This is a genomic window from Thalassovita mediterranea (genome assembly GCF_001458435.1).
GTDB lineage: Bacteria > Pseudomonadota > Alphaproteobacteria > Rhodobacterales > Rhodobacteraceae > Thalassobius > Thalassobius mediterraneus.
Genome location: NZ_CYSF01000002.1, coordinates 1 through 17,457, shown reverse-complemented (window position 1 = coordinate 17,457; position 17,457 = coordinate 1). Strand labels below are relative to the sequence as shown.

Genomic DNA, 17,457 nt, shown 5'->3' with positions numbered 1-17,457 from the left:
GGCAAACACCCAACAATCCCCCCGCGACGTTCGCGTCCTGTTCACCCCAAGTGATAGGGCTGGAACGGGCCAAGGTCCAGAGCAGAAGCGCGCGATCAGGCGCGCAGGGCGAGGTCAGGCACAGCCACCGCATCTTCGCCGCCCCGACGATCAGCGGACAGATTTTCCAGCGCCACCCGTTCCTCTTCGGGGTCGCGCAACACATATCCGCGCCCCCAAACCGTTTCGATGTAATTCTCTCCATCTGTTGCCACACTGAGTTTCTTGCGCAGCTTGCAGATAAAGACGTCGATAATCTTCAACTCGGGCTCATCCATGCCGCCGTAGAGGTGGTTCAGGAACATTTCCTTGGTCAGCGTGGTCCCCTTGCGCAAGGATAGCAGTTCCAGCATCTGGTATTCCTTGCCAGTCAAATGCACCGTGACACCACCAACATCGACGGTTTTGGCGTCAAGGTTCACGTTAATCTTGCCCGTGCGGATCACAGATTGCGAATGCCCCTTGGAGCGGCGGATGATTGCATGGATGCGCGCAACCAACTCTTCGCGATGGAACGGCTTGGTCAGATAATCATCGGCGCCAAACCCGAACCCCTTGATCTTACTTTCTGTGTCATCAGCACCGGACAGGATCAGGATTGGCGTTTCGACCCGCGACAGACGAATTTGGCGCAGCACCTCGTGGCCATTCAGGTCGGGCAGCCCCAGATCCAGCAAAATCAGATCGTAATCATATAGGCGCGCCAGATCGATCCCCTCTTCGCCGAGGTCGGTTGTATAGATATTCAGGTTGGCATGGGTCAGCATCATTTCGATGCTTTTCGAGGTCGTTGGATCATCTTCGACAAGAAGTATTCGCATCACTCTCTCCAATAATGGGGCGCCGATTCGACGCGCCGGCTTTATGCCTGCCCAACCAATATGCACCTTAAAGGTTAATCGAATATTATCAAAACCACCCTAGACTATCACAACTCAGCTATTTCTATAAGCCTTCAGATGTGTCGCCTTTAGCGCATCCTCCCCATGCAGGGACATCGCGGCGATCCATTCCTGAAACTCTTCGTCCGAGAGATTGTAACGCCGCAGTGCATCAGACTGTGACAGCAACCCATAAAGAACCCCGCGCACCACCGCCGCCTTGCGGCTGGCAACCCAGCGGCTTGTGTCAGTCGGCGGCAAGTCCGCCAATGTCATGCGGCTGCCATCAGGCAACGTCACCGCCCGTGGTCCGTCGAGTTTTTTCAAGTACATTCACCCACTCCTTTCGTCGCGGACCAACGTCCGGTCGCAACCACCACGGTTAGCCAGTCCTGACAGGTTCCCACAGCGCCCACCGGTGCAGATCTGTCGCGATCGCGGGTTGATATTCGCCCCCGCATCCCCAAATCTGAGACAGAGAGCTTAACAGCTGGTGAAACGCCCTCTTGAGAGTGCGCGCAATTTTCATATATTCCCGCGATCTTTCGTAAGGAGTCGTCAACGATGTTGGACCAACCCACCGAAGTGAACTCTCTCGGGTTCGCTAAACCACCTTCTGAGACCCGTGTGGTTGTGGCCATGTCGGGCGGTGTGGATTCATCCGTCGTTGCGGCGCAACTGGCCGAAGAAGGCTATGACGTCGTCGGTGTCACCCTGCAGCTATATGATCACGGCGCTGCGCTGGCCAAGAAAGGTGCGTGCTGCGCGGGCATCGACATTCACGATGCACGGCGCGTCGCTGAAGAGATGAACTTTCCGCACTATGTTCTTGATTATGAAAATATTTTCCAAGAAGCAGTGATCGACGAATTTGCCGATAGCTATCTGGGTGGCGCAACACCTGTGCCTTGCATTCGCTGCAATGAACGGGTGAAGTTCAAGGACCTATTGGAAACCGCCAAGGATCTGGAGGCCGACTGCATGGCCACCGGTCACTACATCCAGCGCAAGATGGGCGCAAACGGCGCGGAACTGCATAGCGCCGAGGATGCAAACCGCGATCAAAGCTATTTCCTGTTCTCGACCACGCCGGAACAGCTGTCTTACCTGCGCTTCCCGCTGGGGCATCTGCCTTCCAAGGATGCGACCCGTGAATTGGCAGCGAAATACGGCTTGGCCGTTGCCGACAAACCCGACAGTCAGGATATCTGTTTCGTTCCAAACGGAAATTACGCCTCGGTCATCGAAAAACTGCGCCCCGGCGCGGCGGAACCGGGACAGATCGTTCATGCGGACGGTCGTGTGCTGGGCGAACATAACGGCGTGATCCACTACACCATCGGTCAACGTCGCGGCCTGGGCATCGGCGGCCTGTCAGAACCGCTGTATGTGGTGAAACTGGACGTTGACAACAAGCAGGTCGTTGTCGGCCCCAAAGAAATGCTGGCAACCCGCACTATTCCCGTGCGCGAGATCAACTGGCTGGGGGATGAGGCGTTCACCTCGCAAAAGGAGTGGCACCTTAAGGTGAAGGTCCGATCCACCCGCCCACCACGCGATGCGATCATCCGCCCGATTTCGGAAACCGAGGCAGAGGTGGAACTGCTGACCGCAGAAGAAGGCGTCAGCCCCGGTCAGGCCTGTGTGTTTTACGCCGGTGAAGGCAGCCGTATCTTTGGCGGCGGCTGGATCTGGAAAGGCGAATAGCGCCCCCTAAACCTATGTATGAAAACAAAAATGCCGCAGCACCCGCTGCGGCATTTTCCGTTTTTGATAGCGTATGACCTAATTAGTGTGACGGGCCGCGACGTTCCGGCGGCATAGCCCCGCGCACAGTCGCTTCCATCTCAGCCGCCAAAACTTTGCGGTTTGCATAGGCGTCCACACGTACCGGGGGGTGATACACCACCTCGACCGAACCTTGGCGGCGGGCCGCCAGCACCTTCAACAAATGCGGCCCAAACTCCATATCGCCCCACCAACCATAATAGCGTGGATCAGCCCCCTCGGGCGCGCGATAAATCACGGTAACCGGCTGAATGTGCATTTCATGACGCAGATGCTCATGAAAGAACGCCTGAAAAAGCGTTGTTTTAAATGGCAAAACCACCATCGAGTCGGTCGACGTACCCTCTGGGAAAAACAGCAGTTTATGACCAGCCAGCAAGCGGTCCTCGAATATCTGCTGCTGCAGCTTGGCGTCTTTGCGGTCGCGCTTGATGAACACAGTGCCCGTTGCGCGCGCCAGCCAGCCGATACCGGGCCAACCGGCCACCTCGGCCTTGGACACGAAATAGATCCGCTTGGTTGCGTTCAGCGTAAAAATATCCAGCCAAGAGGAGTGGTTAGCGACCACAGCGCCGCGTTCCTGCATTGGGGTGCCACGGTGGCGAAACTCGATCCCCAGAATGCGAAACGCATTACGACAGACAAACTGCGTTAAAAACGGCGTCAACGGCCGGCGGACGCCATAAATCGGACGTTCGACCAGACGGATCAACAGCATCAACATCAGCCCGCCAAACACCAGTGTGCCCAGCACAATACCGCGCGCCAATGCCCGCACGATCCCCCCAACCCCCAACGGTTCACGGGGTGGTTCAGGCGGCATTTCCCAAGTTACGTTCACCGCGCAACCTCTTTCGTGTAAATATTTTTTTTCTTTTCGTTCATCCGCGCAGTGTCCATAATCAGACACACGTCGGTGGTATTGAACGCATGATCCACAAAGGCACCGTCACCAACAAAGCCACCCAAACGCAGGTAGGCCTTGATCAGTGCTGGCACCTGCACCATCGCATGGCGGCGATCCAGGTCATCGATCGCCACACGGTTCATATCGACATAGTGTTCGGGCTGCGTACGCACGCGCAGTTCAGGCGGCGCAAGGTGATTGTGGTGTAGCATCGCCAAGGGCTGCGCCAGCGCATCAAGATCCGTGCCGTGAAAACTGGCTGTGCCAAACAGGATTTCAACCTCATGTTCAAAGACATAGGCCGCCAAAGCGTTCCATAGGTGGAACATTGCCGCGCCACCACGATAGTCCGAATGCAGGCAAGACCGGCCCAGCTCCAACAGACGCCGCCCCGAGGCGCGCAGCGGGGTCAGATCGTATTCATCTTCGGAGTAGAACTGCCCCACAGCGTCGGCCTGATCATCGCGCAACAGACGGTAAACACCCACAACTTGATCCTTGATCGCACCAGGTCGGGCGTGATCCAGCAGAATCAAGTGATCAAAAAACGGATCAAAACGATCCTTTTCCAGCTGCGCCTCGTGATCCACATCGGCGCCACCGCCGCCCAGTTCCTGAACAAAGACGCGATAACGCAGATGTTGCGCGGCGCGCAGTTCCTCTTCGGTTTCGACCAGCTTCGTCGAAAAATCCGGTGTGTGCATGACAGTGATCTCACCCGTCGTTTGCGCACCCAGACAGCGCGCGCCCTGATTTCAATGGGTTTTAGGGCGACAAGAGGCTATTGGCAACGCCTAGGCGCACAGGATGTTTAAAACCGTCGCATCACACCTATAAATTGTTTACTAAATAGTAACTATTTTCAATCATCAAAAACCAGCTGCAGGTCAACGCGCGTACCGTCAATCACGACTTTGCCCGCCTCTGGGAAATTGACGGTGACCTTGCCGCCAATATTGGATTGGACCTGGCCGATGCCCCAATCAGGCTGTTGGGGATGGCGCACACGCATGCCTGGTTCCAGAAAAGACGTCATAGAGGTCATGATCGCATCCTTATGGTGGGATCTGTTCGGAGGGGTTTGGGGATGAATACACCACAGAGCGATCAAAGCAACATAGCCGAAATGGTCGGATCGCGGATTTGCCACGACCTCGTTAGCCCCCTCGGGGCGCTGGCCAACGGGATTGAGATGTTGGAAATGTCATTTACGCGTGGATCAGCGGAACCAGCGGAACTGGCCCTGATCCGCGACAGCGTCGCTTGTGCCAACGCGCGACTGAAGTTCTTTCGTTTGGCATTTGGTCAGGCATCAGCGCAGTCAGACATCAACGGGGCAGAATTTCAAACCCTGCTACCACACTTTAGCGCCAATGCCCGGGTTCGCTATCATTGGCACGGGCCAGACGCAGCACCGCGCTCTGACATTCAGGTGTTGGCACTTTTGTTGTTGTGCGTGGATACGGCGCTGCCCTTTGGCGGGGATGTGCACATCGGCGCGCGCGACGGCACACCAGTGAAATGGTCGGTGCAGGTGGAAAGCGATCGGTTACAATGGAATTCAGAACTCTGGCGCGTCGTGGCCGATCAAAACGTGACAGATGCCACGCCACCGCCCCCACAAGAGGTGCAGTTTGCGTTGCTGCCCCCGCTACTGGCAAAACGAAACCGCCCCCTCAGCATTTCTGCAAAGGAGGCGGAGCTGCATTTGATTTTCTAACCTGACAATCAGGCGCGGGTCGTTCCGTTGCCCACCACCAGATATTTGAAACTGGTCAGCTGCGCCGCGCCCACCGGACCACGGGCGTGCATTTTGCCAGTGGCGATGCCAATTTCGGCGCCCATGCCAAATTCGCCACCATCAGCGAACTGGGTGGAGGCGTTGCGCATCAAGATCGCACTGTCCAACCGTTCAAAGAAACGGTCGGCAACTGCGTCATCCTCTGCCAGCACACAGTCGGTGTGGCTGGAGCTGTAACGGCGAATGTGATCAATCGCGCCGTCAACATCATCCACCACCTTGGCTGCGATGATGCTGTCGAGGAATTCTTTGCCCCAATCTTCGTCACTGGCGGCCAGCGTGCCGTCTAACTGCAGGCCTTCGCCTGCGTGCACCTCTACACCGGCGTCAACCAGCATGCGGATCAGATCGGCACCCAGACCATCGACGATATCGCGGTGGATCAGCAGGCATTCGGCGGCCCCACAGATGCCGGTGCGGCGGGTTTTGGCGTTCAGCACCACATCCAGCGCCTTTTGCGGATCTGCAGAGGCATCGACGTAGATGTGAACGATCCCCTCCAAATGTGCAAAGACCGGCACGCGGGCCTCACGCTGGACCAGACCAACCAGACCTTTACCACCACGGGGCACAATGACGTCCACATAGTCGGTCATGGTCAACAATTCCTGCACCGCCGCGCGATCACGGGTCGGCACCAGTTGAATCGCCGCTTCGGGCAGGTCGGCGGCGCGCAGCCCCTCAACCAGACAGGCGTGGATCAGGGATGAAGAATGAAAGCTTTCCGACCCACCGCGCAGGATCACCGCATTGCCCGCCTTCAGGCACAGGGCACCGGCGTCGGCGGTCACATTGGGGCGGCTTTCATAAATCACGCCAATGACGCCCAAGGGCGTGCGCACGCGGCGGATGTTCAGGCCGGTGGGGCGGTCCCATTCGGCCAGCACCTCACCCACCGGATCATCCTGCGCGGCAACTGCACGCAAGCCATCAACGATGCCCTGAATACGTGCCTCGTCCAGCAATAGACGGTCCATCATCGCGTCTGACAGGCCTTTGCCACGGCCAAATTCCAGATCCTTGGCGTTGGCGGCGATGATCTCGGCGCGTTTGGCCCAGACGGTGTCTGCCGCCACCTCCAGCGCCTTCTGGCGTTGGGCGGCTGGGGCGAAACCCAGCTCTGCTGCGGCGGCTTTGGCGCGCTGGCCAAGCTCTTGCATCATTGCGGGGATGTTTTCGCTGTCAGTCATCTGTCTGGTCCGTTTTTGCAAAACTATTAAAAGTGCGCCTAGAGCGCCATGTCGTCACGATGGATCAAGGCGGCGCGGCCCGGATAGCCCAAGAGGCCTTCGATATCCTCTGACCGGTGGCCACGAATTTTTCCTGCCTCAACCGAGTCATATCGGGTTAGCCCCTGCCCCAGCTTGTGACCCTGCGCATCCAGAATGGCGACCGGATCGCCACGACCAAATGCACCCGCCACGGCGGAAACACCTGCCGGCAGCAGGCTTTTGCCACGCCCCAGCGCACCGGCGGCACCGGCGTCCACGACAATATCACCCTTGGGCTTCATCGCGGCGATCCAACGTTTGCGGGCCTGTTGCGGGTCCACCTGCGCGGTGAACCAGGTGGCATTGGCACCCTGTTCCAGCGCGGTCAGCGGGCGCACAACCGATCCTTCGGTGATCGCCATCGAACATCCCGCCTTGGTCGCGGTTTTGGCCGCCATCAGCTTGGTGATCATCCCGCCCTTGGACAGGCCAGACACGCCATCGCCGGCCATCGCCTCAATCTCAGGGGTGATGTCATCGACCACGTCATAGCGCACGGCACTGGGATCAACCTGCGGATTGGCGCTGTAAAAGCCATCGACGTCCGACAGCAGGATCAGTTGATCCGCGCCCACCGTGACCGCGACCTGGGCGGCCAGCCGGTCGTTGTCGCCGTAGCGGATTTCGTCCGTCGCGATGGTGTCGTTTTCGTTCACAATCGGCACCACGCCAAGGCTGACCAACTGTTCCAGCGTCGCGCGACTGTTGAGGTAACGGCGACGATCGGTGCTGTCCTCTAGCGTCACCAGAACCTGCGCGGTGGTGATGCCGAAGGGCGCCAGCACTTCCTCATAGGCGCGGGCCAGTCGGATTTGACCGACGGCAGCCGCCGCTTGGGATTGTTCCAGCGCCAGTTCGGTGGCAGGCAGGCCCAGCACTCCACGTCCCAGCGCGATTGAGCCGGAGGAGACAAGGATCACATCCTTGCCCTGCCCCTTGAGCCGAGCCACATCCTGCGCCAAACCCTGCACCCAATCGTGGCGCAGCTGGCCGGTTTCACGATCCACCAAAAGGGCGGAGCCGATTTTGATGACCAGACGCTTCGCTGCGCTTAGGGATGCCACGTCTCTTCCTCACCCTCTTGGGCCAGCTTTTCCTGCTTGATCCGCAGGCGGTTGTCGTCGATCTGGGCGCGCAGGGCACGCAGCACATCTTCGGTGCCCTCTTGCGAGACGCCGGACATCAGCATGACAGGACCGCCAACAACGGCCTCCAGTTCTTCCTTGAGGAAAGCGCGCTCTTCTTCGTCGAGGGTGTCGATTTTGTTCAGCACGGTAATGCGTGGCTTTTCGGCCAGACCGCCGCCATACGCCTCGAGTTCGCCAATGATGGTCTGATAATCCTCAAGCAAAGTGCCCGACGACCCATCCACCAGATGCAACAGCGCAGCGCAGCGTTCGACGTGGCCGAGGAACAGATCGCCCAGACCACGGCCTTCGGACGCGCCTTCGATCAGGCCGGGGATGTCAGCGACGACAAATTCCGCACCATCCACGCCCACAACGCCAAGGTTGGGGTGCAGCGTGGTGAAGGGATAATCCGCGACCTTGGGACGTGCGTTCGACGTCGCCGCAAGGAAGGTGGATTTACCAGCGTTCGGCAGGCCCAGCAGGCCCACATCCGCAATCAGTTTCAGGCGCAGCCAAAGCGTCCGCTCCACCCCTTCGAGACCGGGGTTCGAGCGACGTGGCGCCTGGTTGGTGGAGGATTTGAAATGCAGGTTGCCCCAACCGCCATTGCCGCCCTTGGCCAAGAGCACGCGCTGGCCCAGTTCGGTCATATCGGCAATCACCGTTTCCTGATCCTCATCCAGAATTTCGGTACCAACAGGCACCTTCAGGATGATGTCCGCCCCATCGGCACCGGTGCGCTGGTTGCCCATGCCCGGACGGCCGTTATCGGCGAAGAAGTGTTGCTGATAGCGAAAGTCGATCAGCGTGTTCAAACCATCTACGGTTTCAGCCCAGACAGTACCGCCTGTGCCACCATCGCCACCATCGGGGCCGCCATATTCGATGTACTTCTCACGGCGGAAGCTGACACAGCCGTTGCCGCCGGAACCCGAACGAATATAGACCTTTGCGAGATCAAGAAATTTCATGACTGTCTCCTATCGCAAAGGTCGCGGGATGCACAAGCATGCACATCCCCCTTTGCTTACGCCTGTTTTTGTTTTTTACCGGCGTCTTTATGATCGTTTAGTTTTTTCAGGTAGGTCCAGGTGGCCATATTGGCGCCGCGGGCAACCGAAAAGGTTTCCGCATCCCCCAGATATTCAAAACCGCAGTTGGTCAGCACACGGGCCGAGGCCGGATTGTCCTGAAACACCTCGGCAAAGACGGTGTCCGCGCCTTGCGGGTTTGCCTCTAGCAGGGCCGCAACGGCGGCAGAGGCAATGCCATTGTTCCAATGCGGCGGCGCCACCCAGAAGCTGATCTGGCTTTGGCCGCGATCCATTTCCTCTAGCCCGATCAGGCCCATCACCTCGCAGCCGCCCACATGGGTGCCGTCGATGGCCCACATATCCTCGGTCCGCTCATCATCCAGTGCGCGGTCAACAAAGGCGTCAATCGCCCCCGGCGGCAAGGGATGTGGAATCGTGCGGGTATTGCGCGCGACACGCAGGTCGGCGCTGTTCATCTCAATGAGACCTTTGTCCGATTTGCGCAGCGGGCGCAGCACGAACCGATCTGTTTCAATCGCCGCCTCAAGCGGCTGTTTGTCGAGCATCATATCAAACACTCCTCCAAGTAAATCTCATCAGCCGGGGCCAGCATGCCTGTGCTGCGGCCTCCTCTTGCCGTGTTGTCAGGATGGTCAGCGACCATTTCCGTCAACGCGCGCGGCATGTAACCCGCTGATGTATCAAACAGATGGCAACTGACCCCGAAAAAGCAAGTCACGCCGCCAAAAACTCTTGTGAACTTAAAACCTTGTCGAGATCGCTTGGCCAAAATGGCCGCAGTACCAAAGACCATGTACCAAAGAGAAAGGGGACCGGCTTTCGCCGATCCCCCAATTTGCATAAAGCGAAACCGATCGGCTTACTCAGCGGCCTCCGCCACTGGCAGTACGGAAACGAAGGTACGTTTCTTCAGACCTTTGTGGAAGGTCACTTTGCCTTCGACGGTAGCAAAGAGGGTGTGGTCTTTGCCCATGCCGACGCCTTCACCCGGCCACATCTTGGTACCGCGCTGACGCACGATGATGTTGCCCGGAATGGCGGCCTGGCCACCGTAGAGTTTTACGCCAAGGCGGCGACCAGCTGAGTCGCGACCGTTACGGGATGAACCGCCAGCTTTTTTATGTGCCATGAGGTGTCTCCTTAAGCTCTACTTATTTCGCCAGTTCGGCAGCTTGTGCAACCCACTCGGGTTTCACTTTGACGTCCGATGCATCGGCGTCAACAGCAGCCAGCTGTGCGAAGGTGGTGATGCCGGCTTCGGCCAGCTTTTTAGCGGCTGCGGGGCCAACACCGGTGATCTGGGTCAGATCGTCGGCTGCGCCTGCGGCTGCTTCGGTTTTCGCTGCTGCGGGCTTGGCGGCGGGTGCTGCTGCAACCGAACCTGCGCCTACGGCTGCTTTCACGCCCGACTTGTCCGCGCCTGCGGCCAGAATGTCGGTTACCTTGATCAGGGTCAGTTGCTGACGGTGACCTTTGGTACGCTTGGAGCTGTGCTTACGACGACGCTTCACGAAGTGGATCAGCTTTTCGCCTTTGATCTGGTCAACAACTTCGGCCTGAACAGCCGCGCCGTCTACCAGGGGTGCGCCAACAACCATGTTGTCGCCGCCCAGCATCAGAATCTCGTTGAATTGGATAGTTTCACCTGCATCGGCAGCCAATTTTTCCACGCGGAGGATATCACCCGCCTGAACTTTGTACTGCTTGCCGCCGGTTTTCAGAACCGCAAACATTTGCATTTCCTTCAGTTTCCGCGTTCTATGGTCCCCGTTTCGGGCGTTCATGTTACAGGCATTTCATCCTGCATCACCGCGAACTGCGTGCCCCTCTCGGGGCGATATTACAACAAAACAGGGCAGAGTTACCCCTGCCCTAAGCCGCGCTTATTGTCGGTTGCTGGGGATAAGTCAACACTTACTTGCACTGCAATGGACCTTTTGGCCTTATTTACTTGAGTGATCATCAACATCACCAGACCAGATAAGCCGCGCAATCACCTACACAGATGCGCAAACCAGCCCGCCCTACAGCGTTTCCCCTTGCAGCTGACGCGCCAGCGCTACCCCAAGCGATAGCGAGATCGCACCGTACATCCGATCAAACCCCGCGAACAGCGCGCGGTTCATCGCTGCACCCTCGGCGGTGCGTGACAGATCGACATAGGCCTCAATCTCTGCCGCGCTCAGCGGCTGATAGGCCATACTCAAAAACGCATAGACCCATTCATGACTGTCAGCGCGCGTTTCCGCCTCTTGTGACCAGATGTCAGCCAGAATGTCGCCCTCGCTCATTTCAAACGCGCCGCCCTGCACCAAACCACGCATAAACATGAAGTTGGAATTAAACGCGCCTGCCACATTCATCTCGACCAGATCATTTTCCTCAACGAAGGCTTCGATCGCGCCGAGGTGGTCATTATAAGGCACGGCGATATTGCGGAAACGGGCGCGGGCGGCCTCTTCGACCTCTTCGTCCATGAAGGCACGGCGCGCGGACAGTTCCAGTTCGACAATACGCTGGCCCGCCTCGCTATTATAGAAGGCCAGCAATGGCGTCACGTCAGCATCACCAAAGCTCTCCTCAAACCCACTGCGCATCAAGGCGTGCAACGCATCCGGATCATGCAGATCCGCCACCAGCGCCTGCCAGACAGGACCAGTGCCATTGGGCAACATCTGGTTGGCCAGATCATCGCCATAAACCAGCCCCTCCTCCTGAAGGATCTGCAACATCTCGGGCATACCGAGCGCCGCGAACAAGGCATCGATCTGTGCGCTGTGGCTGTCGGCGACCGTCTCGGTGCGCGGCGCCACCTCTACCGCCGCTGGTGCAGCGGCAACAGGAAGCGCAGCGAACGAGACCGCGGTCAAGCCCCCCAAGACAGAGCGGACCACGCTCCGATGCAAATTTGTCAAAGATGTCAACACAACATGTCCTCTCCACAGGGGCCATAGCCCGCCAACAGCGTGGCCCGCCACCGCGAGTGATGCAAGCCCCGCTTTAAGATAAACCCCCTACCCTTATGAATTTAGGTTCCTAAGTGCTCTTTTCCAGCACCCGATCCACCACCCACCTCAACAGGTCTGGACACGCCAACGCAGCGGCTGACGAAAAACTTTCACAAAAGTCAAAAAAGCCCCTTGCCCCCCCCGCCATTACTCTTTAAATCGCCCCACACCAAGACCACGGTCTCAGCGGACGGAGAGGTGCCGGAGTGGTCGAACGGGGCGGTCTCGAAAACCGTTGTGGGTGCAAGCCCACCCAGGGTTCGAATCCCTGTCTCTCCGCCATTACTTCCCATTTCACAACCCCATAGCGTCGCGCTCGGCGCATTTTTGGTTTCATTTGCAGGTTCTTACTGCGACTTTTGGATTTTCTTAATTGGGTTTTGACTGTCCGCCAGTCAGTTCATTAAGCGGTATGGGTTTTGCGCGCACTAGCAAGCTGACAGAGAAACTACCGAAAAGTCCGGCCACTGGGCGGCGGCGCGCTGCGGACAGGCTTTGGTCTGTGCAGTGCTGAGATGGCGGCTTTACCTCAAGCGCGGAAATATCGGCGGCTGGCGAAGAGAAGATCGTCGCCATGATGTCCAATGGTTCAAAGGAGCGGCTGCGGCAAAAGCGCGATGGAATGTCATAATTGTATTCATTGAAAATGGATCAGAAGGCCCCTGTCACGGTTTCCAATGACAGGGGGGATTTCAGATCAATTTGACACATCGCTTAGATCGACGGGAACGCAGATGCCGGACTGCTGCCCCTGTTCACTGTGGGACACATCAAGTTTGAGCGTTTCATAAGACAGTACCAGGGTCAGTTTGGCGTTTAAGCGCATGATTTGTTCCGACCCGGTATCGGTGGTGGTCTGGGGGCCCGATCCTTCGGGGAGGGTCAGGCGCAACTGCTCGTTTTCGATTGCAACTGATCCATTGTCGGCGCGCACCATGACAAACCGAAAGCCCCCAGCCTGACAGGCAAGCGCCTGTGGGCGGGTGGGCTCTGGCGCGGCGTCGGGGCCTTCTGAGAGTTGCGACAGACGCACAAAGCCGGAACTGCACACAGCGCCAATCGCATCCGGTGCGTTCAGGTCGCACTCAAACCCATAGGATTGAAAACGCACCCCCTGCCACCCATCGACCGGCGCACCACAAGCGCGCACCTTCTGATCAACCGGTACGACCTCTGTGGTGATCTGATCTGGCCCCAGATGGATCGGGCTAACCTCTTTGTCATCCATCCACTCCGCAGGCCGCAGGGCATGGATCGCCCCACAGTCTGATGCAACCTCGGGCACAGATATAACCGGAGAGACACGGCCCATACTGCGCGCGATCAGGTCCAGTATCTGGAATTGATCGACGATAGAGTCAGGATTACAGGCCTCTTCGTTTGAGGGCAGGAAGTCATGCGCCAACCCCAGCGCCGCCGAGGCAAACTCCAGATCCCGATCTACGCCCACGGTGAAAACCCGCTTGCCTTCATAAAAACGGATGTAGCTGAAGTCCTCTTCGGAGTGTGCAATGCCGCTTGAATGGTAGGGCATGAAGCGAACGGGCATGGATATGTCATAGACAGGGCTGGACAGATCGGGCCCACCAAGAAACTGGACCGTTTCATCGCGCAGGCACACCTGAACGCGGGAGGCGTTTTCCGTGTCGCAGTAAAAGATCTGCGTGCCGTCAGTGCCGCAGTCGGCAAATGTCGGGGCGGCGTAGAATGTCACAGCCGCCGCACATGCAAGATGTTTCATCTGTGTCACCCTCCAAAACCGGCGATATTGCTTTGTTTGACCCAGGCGCTGGAACAGTTGCCCCAATAGGCCATGTTGGGCGGCCACGCATCGGGCGCCATAGCGCAGGCGGCCAAACGCGCCTCATAGTCTTGTCGGGACAAGTAGCCGCCTTTGCCATCGCCCTTGTCGGGATCGATCCAGATGATGCCTGAGAAGCCAGCGTCGTTCACACACTCGAAAGCCGAGCCAAGGTCGGATGGAAATGCATAACCAAGGATGGCTGCACCGTCTGATGGCGCCGCATAAAGCGCGATCTGCCCATTTTCGGTGCCTTCGTTGCTAAGAACACCAGCCACCTCACGGCAGTCATAGCTGCCATAGGGCGTCGCCCCGATGATCGGTTTGCTGGGCTGATAATAGGCGGCGCTGTCGACGCTTGGGCCAGTGCGCATCGCATTCATCGATACGCGGCGCAAAGCCAGCAGGCTTTCAAGCTCAGCACTGAGGGCGGGCTGCATGCAGGTTAGGGTGCGATCCGGCGCGGTGCCGTGTCCAAACAAATCCAGCCAAATCTCTGCGTCAGCAGTATCGATGCTGCCGATGGGGGTTTTCACGCTTAAAACAGCCCGGCCACCATCATGCAGAAAGGAAAACTCGTAGATATCCCACGGAAAGCCCCCAGTGCCCGGCGTCATGCCAAAGGGCACATCCGCCGCCAGCTGATAGATCGGACCATCCGATATCTGAGGCGTCACATGAAGTTCCAGCACAGGGTTTTCTGTTTCGGGATGCGCGCTGGCGCAGACTTTGATCTCATCCGCGTCTTCGGTGAGGCAAAGCACCTGTGTCGCCAAAATGTCGTCGCAAAAGGCCTGCGCCACACCGGCAGAGCACAGCAGACTAGCCCCGAATACTGTTAGAAACGATCGCACGTCTAATCTTCCTTTGAACTTGGGGCATAAATGGCCGCTTCGTTGAGGTTCGCCAGCGATCCAGTCACTGTTCCAGTTGCGCAGATGTATGAGGTGGGGCTGCCACCGTCCCGGATCAGGTTCAGGCCTGCTATCTGCCCAGAGAGGTAAACTTCATAACTCGCCCCCACACTGATGAGTGTCGAAGACGCCCAGTCGCTTGATGTAAGCCCCGTCACATCCCCCAAAGGCACGCCAACTTCGGCGGGAACCTCTGGGGCTTTGTCATACGCCAAGCGGGCCTGCTGCGGGGTCCAGCACAGTGCAAGCTGTCCCCCGTTCGACAAGGTGCAAGACAGCGCAAGGGTTTCAGCAGGCTGGCAGCCCGCGTGAGAGATGACAGGCACCAGAGTCAGCACGCACAACAGCGATGAACGCATACCCCCGATCATCCAGCAAACACCTCGCATGAATTGGGGGTGATCGCACCTTCGGGCACCCAGCCAGTGCCGCTGTCTGTTTCGACAAACTCGAACCCGCCCCATGGTTCGAAACGGAAATGCACCGTTTCGCCACCCGTGATGCTACCTGTCGGATAGCTGTTACGCATACCAATGCCGCTGGTCATGGTGACGGGGGCACCGGTGTATCCAACACAGGAGGATTCAAATTCTGAAAGCGTCGGCAACAGGTCGATGTCCTCCAGCTTGCCGATCAGCGACGAGGCCAAGTGACGGCCTTTCGTGTTGATGTTGCAGCTGTAGCTGGCTTCCAGTTGTTTATGCGCGCTGACCATGCGCTGATCCCAGTCCGTCAGGTGGGGGGATTTCGTCGAGCAGTCTGCGCTAAATACCGATTTTCCTAAGGTGGAGCCAAAGCAATACCCTGCCCTGTCAAAGGCCAAGTTCCGCAAATACCACGCATCCTCGCATAGGGCGCTGGCCGTGCCGGCTGTGCAGACCAGTGCTCCGGTTAAGAGAAGTGTTCTCATCTATCGTCTCCATAGGCGGCAGTGCGCTGGCTCTGTGAGCAGAGCATCAGGAGGAGGCACGCACGCCTGTTTGTGTTTTATTGAATGTGCTGCAGATGGGCGCGATCGACCCATCCCGTAGCGCAGGGGCCTGTGTAGGGTTTCCCCAAATCTTCGGGACGCAAGAAACATTGCGTCAGCCCGTTGGTTGGGATCGCAACAGCGATGAAATCACCTGCGCGACCAAGGATATCAATAGTTTCGCCAGGCTGCAGCATCCACCAGATCGGTGTCGCGGCCGATGGGCGCGAGGACGCATAGACTGGCACGCCCTCTGGGCTGGCATCCCCATCAGTCACCCGTGCCACGCCCACCGTGTCTACGCGGGGGATGACGTCATCATGCGAAAAGAATGTGCCAATAGGGCCGCGCGCGCGCTGGGCCTGCCACAGCCCCTCTGGCGCGGCGTAAACCGTATCAGAGGCACATAAGGTTTGATCCACACTGGCCCGCCAGTGTGGGGATTGCAGCCACATGTTGAAATTACCCGTATCTGCAACGGTTTCATTCATGTCATCCCACGGCAGATCCACATGCAGGGTCACCGGTTCGGCCAAATCTACGCTCCAAAACCCGATTTCCACCTGCGCCTGATCGTCTTCGATCCAGCGAAACCAGGTGGTATTGGCATCCGCGATCAAAGGCGTGTCGTAATACATCTCACCCGAGGACAGCGCATGGCGCGTCAGCGCGTAGCGCTGATCCTGCGCACAGACCGTGATCTGTTCGCGGAAATCGGCATTATCTGTTGCGCATTGGAATACCACGTCGCCACCACAAACGGATTGCGCCGCAGCGGTGCCGCCCCAAGTGGACAGCGCCAAAGCAGCAGTCGCAGAGAACGCGAAGCGATGTTTTGAAACAACCGTCATTGCGCCGCTTCGATCAGTTCGATGAGGGAGGTCAGGTCGCTGTTCACGCTGCCCGCATCACAAGGGATATCGGCAATCAGTGCGCCGTCTTTCAGCACATTGATCCCGCCCATTTCCGTGGCCCCTGCAGTGCGTTCGCTGCCCCACCAAACCTCATAGGCGTAGCCACCGCCACCATCAAAGGTCACGGATTCATTCATGAAATTCCCCATGCCATTCCACGGCATCGCGGTGAGTGTGGCCATGTCCTGCAGGATTTCTTTTTCCACCGTTCCGTTGGATTTGAAGAACCCATAGGCGGCCTTGGTGCCATCAGCCCAAACCGCATTGCACAGTTCGACACCGCGCGTGCCACCCTTCAGCGTGCAGGAGAATATTTCAGTCCCGTCAAGCTCGCAGAACTGCCCAGCCTGCAGCGCACCTGTGAACGGCGGAGCAATACTCGGCCACGGTAGCGACGGCATAGTGTTGTCGCGGGCGGCGTAAAAGTCGTCCACTTTTGCCCTTTCGGATTTCGGGAGGGCTTGGGGATATACACCGTGGACTTGTATTTGAAGGTGCGTCACGCTCATTTCCAGGATGGATTGAGCGGGCGTCAGATTGCCCGGGATTTTGGGATCAGCCGGGACAGTGTTGCGAAGATGTTGGCCTATTCGGAACCGCCGGGATATCGGCGGACAGCGCCGATCAGGCGCCCGAAGCTGGATGCGTTCACCAGCCAGATGGACCAATGGCTTGCTGAAGACAGGAGCCGCCCTCGCAAGCAGCGTCACACCGCCAAGCGTATTTTCGAGCGGTTGCGGGACGAGTGCGGTTTTGATGGCAGCTACACCATCGTCAAGGATTACGTTCGAGACCGGAAGCGGACCGGCAAGGAGATGTTCGTGCCGCTGAGCCATCCGCCCGGTCATGCACAGGCCGATTTTGGTGAAGCGCTTGTCGTGATCGGCGGCGTCGAGCAGAAGGCACACTTCTTTGCCCTCGATCTGCCGCACAGCGACGCATGCTACATCCGGGCCTATCCTGCGGCCAATACCGAGG

General features: G+C 58.1%; 21 protein-coding genes and 1 tRNA gene. 4 read left to right on the top strand and 18 right to left on the bottom strand.

The window, feature by feature from the left end:
• Window positions 1-95: 95 nt before the first annotated feature.
• Window positions 96-860, bottom strand: coding sequence for a response regulator transcription factor CtrA (gene ctrA, locus TM5383_RS01450; protein ID WP_058317279.1), 765 nt, complete (start codon window positions 858-860; stop codon window positions 96-98).
• 114 nt (window positions 861-974) lie between these two features.
• Window positions 975-1,253, bottom strand: a complete 279-nt coding sequence (gene sciP, locus TM5383_RS01445) for a CtrA inhibitor SciP (RefSeq protein ID WP_058317278.1) — start codon at window positions 1,251-1,253, stop codon at window positions 975-977.
• Window positions 1,254-1,484: 231 nt separating this feature from the next.
• Between sciP and mnmA the strand changes: the two genes are divergently transcribed.
• Window positions 1,485-2,627, top strand: coding sequence for a tRNA 2-thiouridine(34) synthase MnmA (mnmA, locus tag TM5383_RS01440; RefSeq protein ID WP_058317277.1), 1,143 nt, complete (start codon window positions 1,485-1,487; stop codon window positions 2,625-2,627).
• An 82-nt stretch (window positions 2,628-2,709) separates the two neighbouring features.
• On the opposite strand, the gene olsA is transcribed toward mnmA, so the two are convergent.
• The 3 genes from olsA to TM5383_RS01425 form a co-directional block, all read right to left on the bottom strand.
• On the bottom strand, window positions 2,710-3,531 hold the full coding sequence (olsA, locus tag TM5383_RS01435) for a lyso-ornithine lipid O-acyltransferase (protein ID WP_058317276.1): 822 nt from the start codon (window positions 3,529-3,531) through the stop codon (window positions 2,710-2,712).
• Between the two features lie 14 nt (window positions 3,532-3,545).
• Window positions 3,546-4,319: an L-ornithine N(alpha)-acyltransferase gene (gene olsB / locus TM5383_RS01430; protein WP_058317275.1), complete on the bottom strand. Its 774-nt coding sequence runs from the start codon at window positions 4,317-4,319 to the stop codon at window positions 3,546-3,548.
• Window positions 4,320-4,477: 158 nt separating this feature from the next.
• The gene (locus tag TM5383_RS01425) at window positions 4,478-4,660 is read right to left on the bottom strand and encodes a DUF3553 domain-containing protein (RefSeq protein ID WP_058317274.1); all 183 of its coding nucleotides are present in this window, start codon (window positions 4,658-4,660) and stop codon (window positions 4,478-4,480) included.
• A gap of 42 nt (window positions 4,661-4,702) precedes the next feature.
• On the opposite strand from TM5383_RS01425, the gene TM5383_RS01420 reads away from it, so the two are divergent.
• Window positions 4,703-5,335, top strand: a complete 633-nt coding sequence (locus TM5383_RS01420; RefSeq protein WP_076400212.1) for a histidine phosphotransferase family protein — start codon at window positions 4,703-4,705, stop codon at window positions 5,333-5,335.
• Between the two features lie 8 nt (window positions 5,336-5,343).
• Here TM5383_RS01420 and TM5383_RS01415 read toward each other — a convergent pair whose 3' ends face one another.
• The 7 genes from TM5383_RS01415 to TM5383_RS01380 all read right to left on the bottom strand — a co-directional run bounded on the left by TM5383_RS01415 (window position 5,344) and on the right by TM5383_RS01380 (window position 11,742).
• Window positions 5,344-6,606 carry a glutamate-5-semialdehyde dehydrogenase gene (locus TM5383_RS01415; protein WP_058317272.1) on the bottom strand — a complete coding sequence of 421 codons (1,263 nt, stop codon included), beginning with the start codon at window positions 6,604-6,606 and terminating at the stop codon, window positions 5,344-5,346.
• 38 nt (window positions 6,607-6,644) lie between these two features.
• The gene (gene proB / locus TM5383_RS01410) at window positions 6,645-7,751 is read right to left on the bottom strand and encodes a glutamate 5-kinase (protein ID WP_058317271.1); all 1,107 of its coding nucleotides are present in this window, start codon (window positions 7,749-7,751) and stop codon (window positions 6,645-6,647) included.
• Window positions 7,739-8,788 carry a GTPase ObgE gene (gene obgE / locus TM5383_RS01405; RefSeq protein WP_058317270.1) on the bottom strand — a complete coding sequence of 350 codons (1,050 nt, stop codon included), beginning with the start codon at window positions 8,786-8,788 and terminating at the stop codon, window positions 7,739-7,741. Before obgE ends, proB begins: the two co-directional genes overlap by 13 nt.
• Window positions 8,789-8,844: 56 nt before the next feature.
• On the bottom strand, window positions 8,845-9,420 hold the full coding sequence (locus tag TM5383_RS01400) for a GNAT family N-acetyltransferase (RefSeq protein WP_058317269.1): 576 nt from the start codon (window positions 9,418-9,420) through the stop codon (window positions 8,845-8,847).
• Between the two features lie 311 nt (window positions 9,421-9,731).
• Window positions 9,732-10,001 carry a 50S ribosomal protein L27 gene (gene rpmA / locus TM5383_RS01390; RefSeq protein ID WP_058317267.1) on the bottom strand — a complete coding sequence of 90 codons (270 nt, stop codon included), beginning with the start codon at window positions 9,999-10,001 and terminating at the stop codon, window positions 9,732-9,734.
• A 22-nt stretch (window positions 10,002-10,023) separates the two neighbouring features.
• On the bottom strand, window positions 10,024-10,605 hold the full coding sequence (locus TM5383_RS01385; RefSeq protein WP_058317266.1) for a 50S ribosomal protein L21: 582 nt from the start codon (window positions 10,603-10,605) through the stop codon (window positions 10,024-10,026).
• A gap of 291 nt (window positions 10,606-10,896) precedes the next feature.
• Window positions 10,897-11,742 carry a DUF2059 domain-containing protein gene (locus TM5383_RS01380; RefSeq protein ID WP_082645363.1) on the bottom strand — a complete coding sequence of 282 codons (846 nt, stop codon included), beginning with the start codon at window positions 11,740-11,742 and terminating at the stop codon, window positions 10,897-10,899.
• Between the two features lie 330 nt (window positions 11,743-12,072).
• Here TM5383_RS01380 and TM5383_RS01375 point away from each other — a divergent pair.
• Window positions 12,073-12,162 (top strand) — tRNA-Ser (locus tag TM5383_RS01375).
• 415 nt (window positions 12,163-12,577) lie between these two features.
• On the opposite strand, the gene TM5383_RS01370 is transcribed toward TM5383_RS01375, so the two are convergent.
• The 6 genes from TM5383_RS01370 to TM5383_RS01345 all read right to left on the bottom strand — a co-directional run bounded on the left by TM5383_RS01370 (window position 12,578) and on the right by TM5383_RS01345 (window position 16,913).
• Entirely contained in the window at window positions 12,578-13,621 is a 1,044-nt protein-coding gene (locus tag TM5383_RS01370) for a hypothetical protein (RefSeq protein ID WP_058317264.1), read from the bottom strand.
• Between the two features lie 5 nt (window positions 13,622-13,626).
• Complete coding sequence (locus TM5383_RS01365) at window positions 13,627-14,535, bottom strand: hypothetical protein (RefSeq protein ID WP_058317263.1); 909 nt, start codon at window positions 14,533-14,535, stop codon at window positions 13,627-13,629.
• 2 nt (window positions 14,536-14,537) lie between these two features.
• The gene (locus tag TM5383_RS01360) at window positions 14,538-14,954 is read right to left on the bottom strand and encodes a hypothetical protein (protein WP_076400217.1); all 417 of its coding nucleotides are present in this window, start codon (window positions 14,952-14,954) and stop codon (window positions 14,538-14,540) included.
• A gap of 8 nt (window positions 14,955-14,962) precedes the next feature.
• A complete protein-coding gene (locus tag TM5383_RS17065) occupies window positions 14,963-15,505 on the bottom strand; it encodes a DUF4453 domain-containing protein (protein ID WP_082645357.1) in 543 nt (180 codons plus the stop codon).
• A gap of 77 nt (window positions 15,506-15,582) precedes the next feature.
• Window positions 15,583-16,416: a hypothetical protein gene (locus tag TM5383_RS01350; RefSeq protein WP_058317260.1), complete on the bottom strand. Its 834-nt coding sequence runs from the start codon at window positions 16,414-16,416 to the stop codon at window positions 15,583-15,585.
• Window positions 16,413-16,913 (bottom strand): hypothetical protein, encoded by a 501-nt coding sequence (locus TM5383_RS01345; RefSeq protein WP_231724988.1) that lies wholly within the window; start codon window positions 16,911-16,913, stop codon window positions 16,413-16,415. Before TM5383_RS01345 ends, TM5383_RS01350 begins: the two co-directional genes overlap by 4 nt.
• A 42-nt stretch (window positions 16,914-16,955) precedes the next feature.
• Here TM5383_RS01345 and TM5383_RS01340 point away from each other — a divergent pair.
• A partial coding sequence (locus TM5383_RS01340; RefSeq protein ID WP_503169796.1) for an IS21 family transposase occupies window positions 16,956-17,457 on the top strand: 502 nt, incomplete at its 3' end.